Origin of the sequence: Arthrobacter sp. Edens01, assembly GCF_001307035.1 — a bacterium.
GTDB lineage: Bacteria > Actinomycetota > Actinomycetes > Actinomycetales > Micrococcaceae > Arthrobacter_B.
Window position 1 is genome coordinate 248398 of sequence record NZ_LKIU01000006.1, and the last position, 13633, is coordinate 262030.

At 66.5% G+C, this 13633-nt stretch carries 11 protein-coding genes; 5 read left to right on the forward strand and 6 right to left on the reverse strand.

Annotated features, from left to right (window positions below):
• Positions 1 to 96 precede the first annotated feature (96 nt).
• Positions 97 to 1728, forward strand: a complete 1632-nt coding sequence (pgm, locus tag AO716_RS15700) for a phosphoglucomutase (alpha-D-glucose-1,6-bisphosphate-dependent) (RefSeq protein ID WP_055242693.1) — start codon at positions 97 to 99, stop codon at positions 1726 to 1728.
• A gap of 81 nt (positions 1729 to 1809) precedes the next feature.
• Here pgm and AO716_RS15705 read toward each other — a convergent pair whose 3' ends face one another.
• Positions 1810 to 3210 carry an aldehyde dehydrogenase family protein gene (locus AO716_RS15705; protein ID WP_055242695.1) on the reverse strand — a complete coding sequence of 467 codons (1401 nt, stop codon included), beginning with the start codon at positions 3208 to 3210 and terminating at the stop codon, positions 1810 to 1812.
• A complete protein-coding gene (locus AO716_RS15710) occupies positions 3207 to 4028 on the reverse strand; it encodes an SDR family NAD(P)-dependent oxidoreductase (RefSeq protein WP_055243002.1) in 822 nt (273 codons plus the stop codon). The genes AO716_RS15705 and AO716_RS15710 overlap by 4 nt, the downstream gene beginning before the upstream one ends.
• Before the next feature lie 193 nt (positions 4029 to 4221).
• On the opposite strand from AO716_RS15710, the gene AO716_RS15715 reads away from it, so the two are divergent.
• The gene (locus AO716_RS15715) at positions 4222 to 5535 is read left to right on the forward strand and encodes a uracil-xanthine permease family protein (protein WP_055242697.1); all 1314 of its coding nucleotides are present in this window, start codon (positions 4222 to 4224) and stop codon (positions 5533 to 5535) included.
• 4 nt (positions 5536 to 5539) lie between these two features.
• Here AO716_RS15715 and AO716_RS15720 read toward each other — a convergent pair whose 3' ends face one another.
• Both AO716_RS15720 and AO716_RS15725 read right to left on the reverse strand, forming a co-directional pair.
• The gene (locus AO716_RS15720; RefSeq protein ID WP_055242699.1) at positions 5540 to 6649 is read right to left on the reverse strand and encodes a glycerate kinase; all 1110 of its coding nucleotides are present in this window, start codon (positions 6647 to 6649) and stop codon (positions 5540 to 5542) included.
• Positions 6650 to 6688: 39 nt separating this feature from the next.
• Positions 6689 to 7483 (reverse strand): glycerophosphodiester phosphodiesterase family protein, encoded by a 795-nt coding sequence (locus tag AO716_RS15725; RefSeq protein WP_055243005.1) that lies wholly within the window; start codon positions 7481 to 7483, stop codon positions 6689 to 6691.
• Between the two features lie 156 nt (positions 7484 to 7639).
• On the opposite strand from AO716_RS15725, the gene AO716_RS15730 reads away from it, so the two are divergent.
• The 3 genes from AO716_RS15730 to AO716_RS15740 are packed head-to-tail and all read left to right on the forward strand — an operon-like array spanning position 7640 to position 12227.
• Entirely contained in the window at positions 7640 to 10198 is a 2559-nt protein-coding gene (locus AO716_RS15730) for a bifunctional lysylphosphatidylglycerol flippase/synthetase MprF (RefSeq protein WP_055242701.1), read from the forward strand.
• Positions 10195 to 11496, forward strand: coding sequence for an alpha/beta hydrolase (locus AO716_RS15735; protein WP_055242704.1), 1302 nt, complete (start codon positions 10195 to 10197; stop codon positions 11494 to 11496). Before AO716_RS15730 ends, AO716_RS15735 begins: the two co-directional genes overlap by 4 nt.
• Positions 11493 to 12227: a phosphatase PAP2 family protein gene (locus tag AO716_RS15740; protein ID WP_055242706.1), complete on the forward strand. Its 735-nt coding sequence runs from the start codon at positions 11493 to 11495 to the stop codon at positions 12225 to 12227. Before AO716_RS15735 ends, AO716_RS15740 begins: the two co-directional genes overlap by 4 nt.
• Here AO716_RS15740 and AO716_RS15745 read toward each other — a convergent pair.
• The gene (locus AO716_RS15745) at positions 12224 to 13033 is read right to left on the reverse strand and encodes an HAD family hydrolase (RefSeq protein WP_055242708.1); all 810 of its coding nucleotides are present in this window, start codon (positions 13031 to 13033) and stop codon (positions 12224 to 12226) included. The two genes, AO716_RS15740 and AO716_RS15745, sit on opposite strands and share 4 nt — an antisense overlap.
• A gap of 58 nt (positions 13034 to 13091) precedes the next feature.
• A complete protein-coding gene (locus AO716_RS15750; RefSeq protein WP_152970015.1) occupies positions 13092 to 13622 on the reverse strand; it encodes a YbhB/YbcL family Raf kinase inhibitor-like protein in 531 nt (176 codons plus the stop codon).
• Positions 13623 to 13633: the final 11 nt, after the last annotated feature.

The window sequence follows — 13633 nt, forward strand, 5'->3', positions numbered from 1 at the left end:
CAAACCAGCCGTAACTGGCCTCTCGCGTAAGTTGGGCAGTGGGCGCATCAGCCAATCGTCTGCCGGATCACACGAATCTTTGGCATGCTTGGATTTATGTCTAACCGAGCCGGAACACCCGCCCAGCCATCCGACCTTGTCGACCTCACCGCGCTTCTGGACGCCTATTACGACGTCGCGCCCGACACCGCTGATCCCGGCCAGCGTGTGGCCTTCGGGACTTCCGGACACCGCGGCAGCTCCCTGAAGGGCTCTTTCAATGAGCCCCACATCGCCGCCATCACGCAGGCGATCGTCGAATACCGGACAGGCGCCGGCATCACCGGACCGCTGTTTATGGGCAAGGACACCCACGCTCTTTCAGAACCTGCGCAGAACACCGCCCTCGAAGTTCTCGCTGGCAACGGGGTCAATGTCCTGATCGACTCCCGCACCGGTTTCACGCCGACCCCGGCGCTGAGCCATGCCATCCTCACGCACAACGCGACCCGCACCGACCAGGCTGACGGAATCGTGATCACCCCGTCCCACAACCCGCCTGCCGACGGCGGGTTCAAGTACAACCCGCCCTCCGGCGGACCTGCAGATTCGGAAACCACGGCCTGGATCGCCAACCGGGCCAACGAACTGCTGGAGAACGGGCTGCGCGGCGTCCAGCGTATTCCGCTGGGTGAAGCACGGCTGGCGGAGTCCGTGGGCGCCTATGACTTCCTGCAGCACTACGTGGGCGACCTCGGCTCAGTGCTGAACATGGATGCCATCAAGGCCTCCGGACTGCACATCGGGGCCGACCCCATGGGCGGCGCATCCGTTGACTACTGGGGTGCAATCGGCGAGCAGTACGGCCTGAACCTGACCGTAGTGAATCCCAGCGTGGACCCCCAGTTCGGGTTTATGACCCTGGACTGGGATGAGAAGATCCGCATGGACTGTTCCTCCCCCGACGCGATGGCATCTCTGATTGCCCAGGCCGGGCGGTACGACATCGCCACGGGCAACGACGCCGATGCCGACCGCCACGGCATCATCACCCCCGACGCCGGGCTGATGAACCCGAACCATTACCTCGCTGCTGCCATTGAGTACCTGTACGCCAACCGCACCGGCTGGCGCGGTGACGCGATGGTCGGCAAGACACTGGTCTCCTCCTCCATGATTGACCGTGTCACATCCAGCCTGGACCGCCGGCTCATGGAGGTTCCCGTGGGCTTCAAGTGGTTCGTCCCGGGCCTGTTGTCCGGCGAAGTGGCCTTTGGCGGCGAGGAATCCGCGGGTGCGTCCTTCCTGCGGCTGGACGGCTCGGTGTGGACTACCGACAAGGACGGCATCCTGCTGGCCCTGCTGGCGTCCGAGATCACGGCCGTCACGCAGAAGACGCCTTCACAGCACTACCGGGAGCTTACCGGCCGCTTCGGAGACCCGGTCTACGCGCGGGTTGATGCCCCGGCCACGCGCGAACAGAAGGCTGTATTGTCCAAGCTCTCGCCGTCGGACGTCACCGCCACCACGCTGGCAGGCGAGGAAATCACCGCCCGGCTTACCGAAGCCCCGGGCAACGGCGCACCCGTGGGCGGGCTGAAGGTCACCACCGAGAACGCCTGGTTCGCGGCCCGTCCCTCCGGTACCGAAGACGTGTACAAGATCTACGCCGAATCCTTCAAGGGCGCCGAGCACCTCAGCGAAGTCCAGGCCGAGGCGAAGGCCATTGTGGACTCCGTAATCTCCTAGCCCGTTCCTCCAACGACTTAAACGAGATGACAGAAACTGCCCGTATGAGCGTTCATACGGGCAGTTTCTGTCATCTCGAAGTTAGAGAAGGCGGCGGAGGATCCGCGCCTTGAACCCGTTGTACGGCGGGTAGGCCACGCGCAGGGTGTCCAGCAGTGTTGACTTTGAGAAGACCGGGCGTGCCTGGCTGAACGTGTCGAAGGACTGTTTGCCGTGATACGCGCCCATGCCGCTGGCACCCGCCCCGCCGAACGGCAGCTCCGGCACGGCCAGCTGCACAATTGCGGCGTTGTGGTTCACGCTTCCGGCACGGACGCCCTGCTCGAACTTCCGCTGCCGGGAGGCTGAGGACGTGAAGAGATAGGACGCCAGCGGCGCGGGGCGGGCGTTGATGATCTCCATTGCCTGGTCCAGGTCGCGGACGGTGACAACCGGAAGGATGGGCCCGAAGATCTCTTCCTGCATCACCGGAGCATCCAGGGAAACGCCGGTCAGCACTGTGGGCTCGAAATAGAGGTCCTCGCGGCTGGTACGTCCGCCCGACACTACGGTGCCGTCCGCCAGGTAGCCGGTGAGCCGGTCGAAGTGCCCCTCGTTGACGATCCGCCCGAAGTTGGCGCTGCGGGACGGATCCCGGCCCACAAACTCGCGGATCACCTTGCCGAGCGCCTTGAGGAGTTTGGGCGCTGCATCCTCGGTGACCAGCACATAGTCCGGCGCCACGCACGTCTGGCCTGCATTGATCAGCTTGCCGTAGGCCAGCCGGCGGGCAATGGCGGTCAGGTTCCCGTCCAGTACGACGGCGGGAGACTTGCCTCCCAGCTCCAGCGTTACCGGGGTGAGGTGCTCGGCGGCGGCACGCATGACAATCTTGCCCACCCGCTCACCACCGGTGTAGAAGATGTGGTCGAACTGCTGGGCCAGCAGCGCCTGGGACGCTTCCTGGGCACCCTCAACCACCACCACGGCCTCCGGGTCCAGGTACTCGGGCAGGATCCGGGCGACGGCGGCAGAGGTGGCCGGCGCCAGCTCGCTGGGCTTGAGCACGGCCGCGTTTCCTGCGGCAAGCGCGCCGATCAGCGGGGCGAGGAGCAGCTGCACGGGATAGTTCCAGGGCGCGATAATCAGCACCACGCCCAGCGGCTGCGGTTCAATACGGGCCGACGCCGGCTGCAGGCCCAGCGGCACCGGCACCTTGGTGCTCCTGGTCCAGTCGGTCAGGTGTTTCAGCGCGTGGCCTGCTTCGGACCGGGTGATGGAGATTTCGGTGAGGTAGGCCTCCAGCGGGTTCTTGCCCAGGTCTTCTCGCAGGGCTGCGGCGAACTCCTTCTCCCGTTCGGAGAGCATCCGCATCAGGGACTTCAGCTGTTCTTTCCGCCATGCCAGGGGCCGGGTGCGCCCGCTTTCATAAACCTTGCGGACCGCGGCAACCTGTGCCGGAATACTGCCCGCCGGGGACGCTGTCCGGATATCGGAGCTCATGCCCGGTTACCGCTTTCCTGTACAGGCTTCTCCGCTGCCTGGGCGGGACGCCCGGTGAAGTGGTCCATGGACTGGTAAACCTTGAAGACCTTTCCCGCCACAACGTCCCAGGCAGGCTGCGGCAGCAGGCCACGCAGCGCGCTGCCCAGCGGGACGGTCCAGGGCAGCTGGACCCGGGCCCTGCCTTCCAGCAGCGCCTTCCACGCCTTGTCCACGACGTATTCGGGTTCCATCAGCGGTGTCATCAGCGGACCGCGGGCACCTTCGAACATGCCGGTCTTGATGTAGCTGGGGATCAGGGTGGTGACCTGGACGTGGCCGTGCCCGGCTTCCTCCAGCTCCAGGCGAAGTGAATCGCTCCAGCCGATCACTGCCCATTTGGAGGCGGTGTAGACGCTCATCTTGGGTACAGACAGCGTCCCGGAGGCAGAGGCGACATTCAGGATCCGGGCCGGGGTGCGCCGCTCGATCATGCCGGGCAGGAACGCGCGGGTGATGTGCATCGGGGCCAGAGTATTCACGTCCATGACGGCGTCAATATCCGTTCCGGAGTGTTCCCAGAAGTACTTGCCGCGGACGATGCCGGCATTGTTGATCAGCACGTCCGGCGCACCGAGTTCCGCCAGTACGGCTTCGGCGTTTTCTGCCACTTCAGCCGCAGAGGAGACATCCAGCGTGTAGGGGCGGATCTCCGCGGATCCGAGACCGCGCAGCCGCTGCGCAGCAGCCTCCAGCGCCTCGGCATTCCGGTCCCACAGCACAACGGCCCGTGCGCCTTCGCGCACCGCCCGTTCGGCGTACAGGAGCCCCATGCCCATGGCCGCTCCGGTGATGAGTACTGTCCGTCCAGAAACTGAGATTCCCACGTATGATCCGTCCGTCACAGGCCGCCTTCGGCCCAACTGCTTTCCCGGTAAAATTCCAAGTGCGTGCAACATAGCGTGGCACAGTCGCCCCGCCGGTAACATTCTCCACGAATCAATCCCCCTTTGTCCTTTGGAAGGCACACGCATGAGCAGGTTCGGCACAGACTGGAAAATCCACGGGAACGGCAGGACAGTCACTCCCGGCTCATACGTCGCACCGGATGAGCGGCTGAGCTGGCCGCGGACCATTGGCATCGGCGCCCAGCACGTCGTCGCGATGTTCGGCGCCACCTTCCTGGTTCCGCTGCTAACCGGTTTCCCGCCCGCCACCACGCTGTTCTTCTCCGGCGTCGGCACCATCCTCTTCCTGATCATCACTGCCGGAAAGGTGCCCAGCTACCTGGGCTCCTCCTTCGCCTTCATCGCGCCGATCAGCGCTGCAGTAAACCAGCACGGTCCGGGCGGAGCCCTCGGCGGCATCATCATGGCCGGTGCCACCCTGTTCCTGATCGGGCTCGCCGCACAGCTGGCCGGAACCCGCTGGATCCAGGTCCTCATGCCGCCGACGGTCACCGGCGCAATCGTGGCGCTGATCGGGCTGAACCTGGCCCCCACCACACGCACCAACTACGAAGCCGGCCCCATCACGGCCACGGTCACCGTCGTCGTGATCCTGCTGACCACTGTCCTGTTCAAGGGACTCATCGGCCGCCTTTCCATCCTGGTAGGCGTCCTGGCCGGTTACGTCGCCGCCATCATTCAGGGCGAAGTGGACTTCTCCACCATCAGTGACGCAGCCTGGTTCGGCCTGCCCCAGTTCACCGCCCCGACCTTCCACTTCAACGTCATTGGGCTGTTCGTGCCGGTTGTCCTGGTACTCGTGGCAGAGAACATCGGCCACGTGAAATCCGTGGCCGCCATGACCGGGCGGGACCTGGATCCCTACACCGGCCGGGCGCTGATGGCTGACGGCGTGGCCACAATGCTGGCCGGCTCCGGCGGCGGCTCCGGAACCACCACGTACGCCGAGAACATTGGCGTCATGGCGGCCTCCCGGGTGTACTCCACTGCCGCGTACTGGGTCGCCGGCATCACCGCGGTGCTGCTGAGCCTCTTCCCCAAGTTTGGTGCCATGATCGCCACCATTCCCCCGGGTGTGCTGGGTGGTGCCGGAGTGGTGCTGTACGGCATGATCGGCATCCTCGGCGTCCGGATCTGGGTGGATAACCGGGTGAACTTCTCCAACCCGATCAACCTCTCCGTGGCCGGAGTTGCGCTGGTGGTTGGCATCGCGAACTACACCTGGAACGTTGGCGGCCTGACCTTCGAGGGCATCGCCCTGGGCACCGCTGCCACTCTGGTGATCTACCACGGCATGATGGCCATCGCCCGCTGGCGCGGCACCATGCCGGATGAACCCCAGGAAGACGTCGGCGCCACGCCGTCCAGCCTGGGCTAGGAACCTAGGCCCCTTCCAGGGCCGCCTGGGTGGCACGGGCAACGTAGAACGCTGCCCGTGCCATCGCATCCTCCGGGCTCTGGGCAAGGTCCAGGACGCTCACCGCTGCCTCAACCCCGTACTCAGCCAGGACCTTCGGGCCCAGCGTGATGGCCCCGGCCACCAGCACCACCGGAATACCCCGGTCAGCGGCCAACCGGGCTACCTCCAGGGGAGCCTTGCCGAAGCGTGACTGCTCGTCAATGGACCCTTCGCCGGAGAGAACCAGGTCTGCCCGCGAAAGAGCCGGCTCCAGGCCCACCAGTGCGGCAATGAGCTCAAAACCGGGCTCGATTCCGGCATCGGTGAACGCCAGGAAGGCTGAGGGGAATCCGCCGGCGGCCCCTGCCCCGGGGATATCGACGTCGATGCCCGTTGCCTCTTGAAGCAGGCGCGCCCAGTTTGCCAGGGCTTCATCCAGCAGCAGCCGTGCCGAGGAATCCGCTCCCTTCTGTCCGCCGAAAACGTGGGCTGCACCGTTGTGCCCGGTGAGCGGGTTGGTCACGTCCGCGGCAATCCGGATCCGGGTGTCCTTGAGCCGGGGGTCCAGTCCGGATGCATCGACAGCTGCTGCCAGGGCCAGCCCGGCCCCGCCCGGGGGTACCGGCTCACCGGCAGCGTCGAGGATCCGCAGCCCCAGCGCTGTCAGTGCCCCGGAGCCGCCGTCGGTCATTGCTGATCCGCCGATGCCCAGGATGATCTCGCGTGCTCCGGCGTCCAGCGCCGCCGTGATCAGCTGCCCGCTGCCAAAGCTCGACGCCGCCAGGGACGTCTGCACTGACGGTTCCACGAGCATCAGGCCGGAGGAGCGCGCGGTTTCCAGGACCGCCGTCGTGCCGTCCATCGCCCAGACTGCGGTCACTTCGCGGCCCAACGGTCCGCGGACCCCGGTGGAGCGCTCGACGGCGCCCGCGGCGAGAGCCGCCTCCAAGGTTCCCTCGCCGCCGTCGGCCACCGGAATCCGGGTAACTTCGGCGTCGGGGTAGACCGCAAACACCCCCTGCGCCATGGCGGCAGCGGCTTCCTCAGCGGTGAGGCTGCCTTTGAACTTGTCCGGGGCTATGAGCACGCGCATGGTTCCCATCCTGCCAGCCGCCGCCGGAGCAGGACAGTTCTACGCGCCGGCTCCCTGCGGCCAGGCTCCGCGGGCGGAGAGCACCGAAGCGAGCAGGTCCGCGCGGTCCGAGACCAGTCCGTCGACTCCCAGGTCCAGCAGTCCTTCCATCAGCGGGCGGGTGTTGATGGTCCAGACGTGCACCTCGATTCCGGCGGAATGGCAGCGCCGGACAAAAGCCGGCCGCACTACCGGCACCCCGCGGAAGCTCACCGGAACCTGCACCGCCTGAAATCTTCCCAGCCGCGCAATCAGCCGTCCCAGACCCAGCGGTGAGAGGAGCAGCAGTGCAGCCGTTGAGAAGGATCCGGCAGAACTCGCGGCCGGGCTGGAGAGCCGGCGCAGGCAGTCCAGCCGGCGCCGGTCCGAGAAGGACGTCACGAGCACCCGGTCATGGGCCTGGTGCTTTTCGATCAGGGCCGCCAGAGCCGCAGCTCCGGCGGCGTCCTTGATGTCCACGTTCAGGCGAACATCAGGCCAGCGGACCAGGACGTCCTCCAGCGTGGGGATCGGCTCGGTGCCGCCCACCCGGACTCCTGCCAGCTCGCGCAGGCTGTAGGCGCTCAGAGGTCCGGTGGAATCGGTAACCCGGTCAAGGGTCTCATCGTGGAACACCATGAGGACGCCGTCGCTCGTGGTGCGGACATCCGTTTCCAGGTAGCCGAAGCCCAGGTCAACGGCGGCTTCGAAGGAGGCCATGGTGTTCTCCAGCCCGTCCGGGCTGAAACCGCGGTGGGAGAGGCCAATTGGCTCCGAAGCCCCTGACGGGTGCGCAGATGCAGGAGCGGGCGGCATGAAGTACGGCAGTTTCTGGCTCACAGGGTGTACTTTATCTCCGGTTGCCGCCCGTCTTCGGCTTCTCCCCGGTCCGCCGGTGGGGTCCCGGAACTAGACTTGCTCCACCGAGGGCGGGGGCCTTCGGTGCCGCGCCGGCAAACCCTGGAGGTGCCCATGGAGCACGGTTCCGCACGGCAGGCAGCAGGCCGTTACCTCCGCTGGCCCGTGGATGGCCTGCGCGGGACCATCACACGGTCTCCGGTCACTGTTTCTGTCCTTGTGCTGTTCTGGTTCCTGGGAATCCTGACGTCCTCCATCATCACAGGACCGGAGGGTGAGCTTCTCCCGTGGGTGAGCGTCTCGGTCACCACGCTGCCGCAGTATTGGCCTGCCCTGATCCTCTCGGCTCTGTGGGCCAACGGGCTGGCAGGCTATCTCAGCGGTACCCTCCTGGCACTGGTGGTGGGGCTGCCGGCGGAACGCCTGCTGGGAAGCCGCCGGTTCCTTGCGGCCGCCCTTGGAACGCAGCTCGCCGGCGCCCTGCTGGCGATCGGCTTCACCGCGGTAACCCGCACGGTCTTCGACGCCTGGGGGCGGGAACTCAGCACAGATACCTTCGTGGGCCCGGTGGCGCTCTTCTGCGGCGTTGCCGGAGCGGCGTCGGCCGGGCTCGGAACACTCTGGCGGCGCAGGATCCGCCTGCTGCTCTACACCCTGCTGGTGGTGCTGGCACTCTTCTCGGGTTCCCTGCGGGACGTCATGGCACTGGGCAGCGCCGTCGTTGGCGGTCTGTGGGGTCCATATCTCTTCGGCAGGCGGCCGCGGCGCCCGCAGGGCTTCGTGTCCAGCCGCCGTGAGGCCCGGATTCTGGTGGCCCTCGCCGTGGCGGCCACTGCTGCAGGGCCGGTCATCGCTGCCCTGAACGTACGTGCCGTGGGGCCGCTGGCCATCCTCGCGTACTTGTTCACCAACGCGGAAACGCTGGACCCGGCGGCCCTGGCCAGCCTCTGCGCGGATTCCGCGCGGCAGGCTGAATGCCGGGCCGCAAAGCTGGAACTGAGCGCCGGCCCGGCAGGATTCTTTCTCGCCGTGCTTCCCCAGGTGCTGCTGCTTGTTTTTGCCGTGGGCCTGCGCCGTGGCCGCCGGTTCGCGTGGATCAGCGCCCTGACCCTGCAGGGCCTCATGATTCTTGCAGCCGGCATCCGGATCATCCTGTTCCTGTCCGGTGAACTGGGCCCGGTGTTCGGATTCGGGGCCTCGGGCCAGCCGTTGCCCCTGGTCCTTCCCATGCTCCTGCCGCTGCTGGTCTTTGTGCTCCTGGCGGTAAGCGGACGCCGCCTTTTCCAGGTCAGTGCACCGCCGGGCACGTACCGAAGGCTCTTCCTGACCTGCTTCGCCGCAGCCGTGCTGCTGGCTGGGGCCTGGGTGGGAGGCGGACTGCTTCTGCGCAGCGGTTTCACGCCCGCTGCCACCCTGTCCAGCCTACTTGCGGACCTCCCGCTCCGGTTCCTCCCGGTCTCCGAACTCACGGTCGGCGCCCCGCAGCTGCTGCCCGCCTACGCGCCCGCAACCATCCTTTACGAGGGTGTGGGTGTGGTGTTCTGGATCCTCGTGTGCGTTCTGGTGCTGCGCTCCTTCAGCCTGCCCGCCTACGCGCCGTATACCGAAGCCAAGGAGCGCGCCAGGTCGCTGCTCAAGGCCACGGGCGGGAGCACCATGGCCTGGATGACTCTCTGGAGCGGGAATTCCTACTGGTTTTCACCCACCGGCAACTCCTACATTGCCTACCGGCTGGGTTCCGGCGTGGCCCTCACAGTGGGGGATCCGGTGGGCCCGCCCCAGGAACTGCAGCAAAGCGTGGACGGTTTCGCCGCCTACTGCGCTGATTCCGGGGTGACGGCCTGTTTCTACTCCGTGAACGCGGCAACCCGGGAGGCCACTGCGCGGTTGGGACATACCGATCTTCAGGTGGCCGAGGAGACGATCCTGCCGCTGGGGTCCCTGGTCTTCAAGGGCAAGCGGTTCCAGGATGTCCGCACGGCGTTCAACCGGGCTGGAAAGGCCGGGATCCGCGCCGAATGGACCACCTACAGCAAGGCCCCACTGTCCGTTCTGGACCAGATCAACGCGATTTCCGAGGAGTGGGTGGCAGACAAGCAAATGCCGGAAATGGGCTTTACGCTTGGCGGGCTTGAAGAGATCGACGACGACGGCGTGCGGCTGCTCCTGGCGGTGGACCAGGACCGCACCGTCCACGGGGTAACGTCCTGGCTCCCCATTTACCGGGACGGCAGGATTGTCGGCTGGACGCTGGACTTCATGCGCCGCCGGGGCCGCGGGTTCCCTGCTGCAATGGACTTCCTCATCGCCTCGGCAGCACTGTCCCTGCAGGACGAGGGATTCAGCCTGCTGAGCCTCTCCGGCGCCCCGCTGGCCAGAAGCGCGGCTTCGGCGGCCGGCAAGAGCGCGGAACCCGACGCCGCCGCCCCTCCTCCGGCTTTGGACTGGGTGATGAACCGGCTGGGCGCTGCGCTGGAACCGGTGTACGGCTTCCGGTCCCTGCTGGCCTACAAAGCCAAGTTCCAGCCGCAGTACGTTCCGCTGTACATGACCTACCTGGACGCCGCCACTCTTCCGGCCATTGCCAATGCGCTCACCCGCGCCTATCTTCCGCACGTGTCGGTGGGGCAGACGTTCACCATGGCTCGGAGGATCGTGGGCAGCCAGCGATGAGCCTTTCCCTCACCACGGGGCCGGTACCGGCAGTGGTGTTCCTGCTGGGCCTGGCCGGCCTGTGCTGGCTGTGCTGGGGCACGCGGCGGTACCTGACCCGGCTGGTGCCACTGGCACTGATCGGCGCGGGAGCGGGCACCATCCTGCTGTTCCTTGCCGCAGAGGTGCTGCTGGAGTGGTGGAACGCCTCATTTCCGCGTTACCTCTACCTATATTCCACAGCGGGAATATTGGCCCTCCTCCTGGTAGTTCCGCGATGGAGGGCCAGCCGGCGGGCACTGTCCCGGATCGTGACGGCCGCGGCAGCAGCAGCGGTGCTCCTCGCTGCCGTCTCCGGGGCGAACATGGCCTACTCGCAGTATCCAACCCTTGAATCCCTGGTAGTGAACCCGGGCGAATCCAGCGGCCCGCTGCCAACCCGCAGCCCCCCGGCAGGCCAGGACCCGCCGCAGCCTGCCACGGAGACGAACTGGACCCCGCCCGCGGACATGCCCGCGCAGGGAAAGGTGTATCAGACGCGGATCCCCGAATCCGGATCCGGATACCAGGCCGGATCGGGACTGGTCTATCTTCCGCCGGCTTATCTTGCCTCCCCGCCCGCACAGAACCTGCCCGTAATCCTTGCGCTCCATGGGCAGCCGGGCTCTCCCGCCGACTGGTTCACCGGGGGCCAGCTCCAGTCCGTCATGGATGACTTCGCTGCCGGGCACAAAGGCCTTGCACCAGTCGTCGTTGTGCCTGATCTCTCCGGCGGCGCCAATGCCAACTGGTCCCTGTGCCTGGACTCCAGCCAGGGACGCGGTGCAACCTATCTCGCTGAGGATGTGCCGCGCTGGGTCCGGGAAAACCTGGCGGCTGGCCTCAGCAGCTCCCGGCAATGGGCGGCGGCAGGGTATTCCTACGGCGGCACCTGCGCGCTGCAGCTGGCCGTGAACTTCCCGGATGCCTATCCAACGTTCGTGGATATTGCCGGGGAGAATGCGCCCACGGTTCCGGGCGGGATCCAGTCCCTGCTCAGCACCTACTTCGGCGGGAACTCTGCGGCCTTCACCGCACAGAACGCCCTGGACGTCCTGAAAACCGGGTCCTTCCCGGACAGTGCCGGGATTGTGGTGGTCGGCAGGGATGACAGCACCTACGCGGACCAGGGACGCCAGGTGTATGAGGCGGCCAAGGCCGCCGGCATGGACGTCACGCTTCAGGAACTCCCCGGCGGACACTCCTGGGTGGTCTGGAAAGAGGGCCTGGCCGGCAACCTGAACTGGCTGAGCCGCCGGCTTGGCATACTGGACCAATGACCGACGCCGTTTCCGCCCGGATGAAGCAGCGGCTGGCCGGCGCCATGGAGGTGCTGGGCCGTCATGGCCTGCTGCTCCTAACCCTCGCTGCGGGGCTGATCCCCGCACTGCTGCTGGCTCTGGCGGCCGGCGGCGTGTACGAGGCAGTCGTAGAAGAAGACGGCGTTGCGGGCCTGGACCAGCCGGTTCTCGACGCAGCCATTACGCTGCGTTCTCCCGGCGTCGACACCGCAGTTACCTGGCTGACCAACCTTGGCGGGACCATCGGGCTCCCCGTGCTCGCCGCTGCCGCAGTTCTGGCGCTGTGCCGGTGGCAGCGGAGCTGGACGCCGCTGATTCTTACCGCGTCCGCCGCGGCCGGATCGCTGCTGCTCACGGTGGCCGGCAAGGCCCTGGTAGGCCGCTCACGGCCTCCGCTGTCCGACGCCGTGCCGCCCTACGAGCACTCGGCATCCTTTCCCAGCGGGCACTCCCTAAACTCCGTCGTGGTGATCGGAACGCTCGCCTACCTGCTGGTCCTGTACCTGAATACCCGCCGGAGCCGTTTCCTCACCGTCCTGGCGGGGGTGGTCTTTGTCCTGGCTATTGGCCTGAGCCGGGTCTACCTGGGCCACCACTGGCTCACGGACGTGCTGGTGGCCTGGATCCTGGGGCTGGCTTGGCTGGCCATCCTGATAACGGTGCATCAGCTCCTGCACGCGCGGCGCCTCAGGAGCCTGCCCGCCGGCTAGGGCTGCCTGCCGCGCAGCAGGTCTTCCAGGACCTGCGCCACGCCGTCCTCGGCGAAGGGCGGCGCCAGGTGCCCGGCTGCGGCACGGACCGCTGGGTGTCCTGAGGCCATGGCGTAGCCGCGGCCAGCCCAGCCGAGCATTCCCAGGTCGTTGGGCATGTCTCCGAAAGCAACAACGTCGGCCGCTTCTATTCGCAGCGAGCGTGCGTACTCCGCCAGGGTCACCGATTTGTCCAGTCCCGAGGCAGACATTTCCAGCAGCGGAACGGACGGCGCGGAGTGCGTGGTGGAGACCAGGTGCGCCACTTCGGGCTTGACCTTGTCCAGGAACTCGTCCGGATGGACACCCTTCACGCGGGCCAGGAATTTCACCACACGGGCGTCCCCGCCCAGTGAGTCCTTCAGCGGTTTGGGCGTGACGGCGCCAAGCATATCCGCGCCGGCGTCCTCTATGAATCCGGGCTCCAGATGGAATCCCTCCTCCGTCTCAGCGGCGAAGTGCACGGCAGGGTAGAGACCACGGATGATGCCTGCAGCTTCGAACATCCCGTCAAGCTCAATAGGCCGGGACCAGAGGATTTCCCCGCTCTTGAGGTCGTAGAGGATCGCTCCGTTGGAGCAGATGACCGTGCCGGTATGGCCCATCTGCTCGCGCAGCGGATCCAGCCAGCGCGGCGGCCTGCCGGTGACAAACACGATGGCGATACCGGCGTCGGCACATTTGCGGAACGCATTAACGGTCCGGTCACTGATCCTGTTGTCCGGGCCCAGTATGGTCCCGTCCAGGTCACTTGCTACCAGCCGCATATCCGCCCTTCCGTCGGCCTCCAGCCTAGCCGGAATCGGGGGCGTGAAACCTCAGGCGCTAGGGTGCCGGCCGTTCGGCTGTGCCGATGATTACCCCGCGTGCCAGCGCGTGGCTGCGCAGTGCCATGGAAAGCACGCCGGGCCGGGCATCCTCGGCGACATCGAGGAACGGAATGTCCACCGCGTGGACCATGACGAAGTACCGGTGCTTCCCGTGTCCCACCGGTGGAGCTGCCCCGGTGTAGCCCGTTTCGCCAAGTTCGTTAAGCAGCTGCAGTGTGCCCTTGGGCATTCCTGACCTGGAGGCGTTTTCCGTCAGCGATGTCTCCCGCACCGGAATGTTTACGGCGGCCCAGTGCCAGAACACCCCGGGTATGGGTGCGTCCGGGTCCACCATGGTGACGGCAAAGCTCTGGGTTGCTTCCGGCCAACCGGTCCAGCTCAGCTGCGGGGAGGCATCACGCCCGCCGGGAACGGCTCCGGTGGCGTATTGCGACGCTGCCAGCGGACCGCCGGCGGCAAAGTTGGCGCTGCTCACTTCAAGGGCGGGAACCTGGGGCAGGGATTCTGTGGGGTCGTACGCTTCCACGGGCACACTTC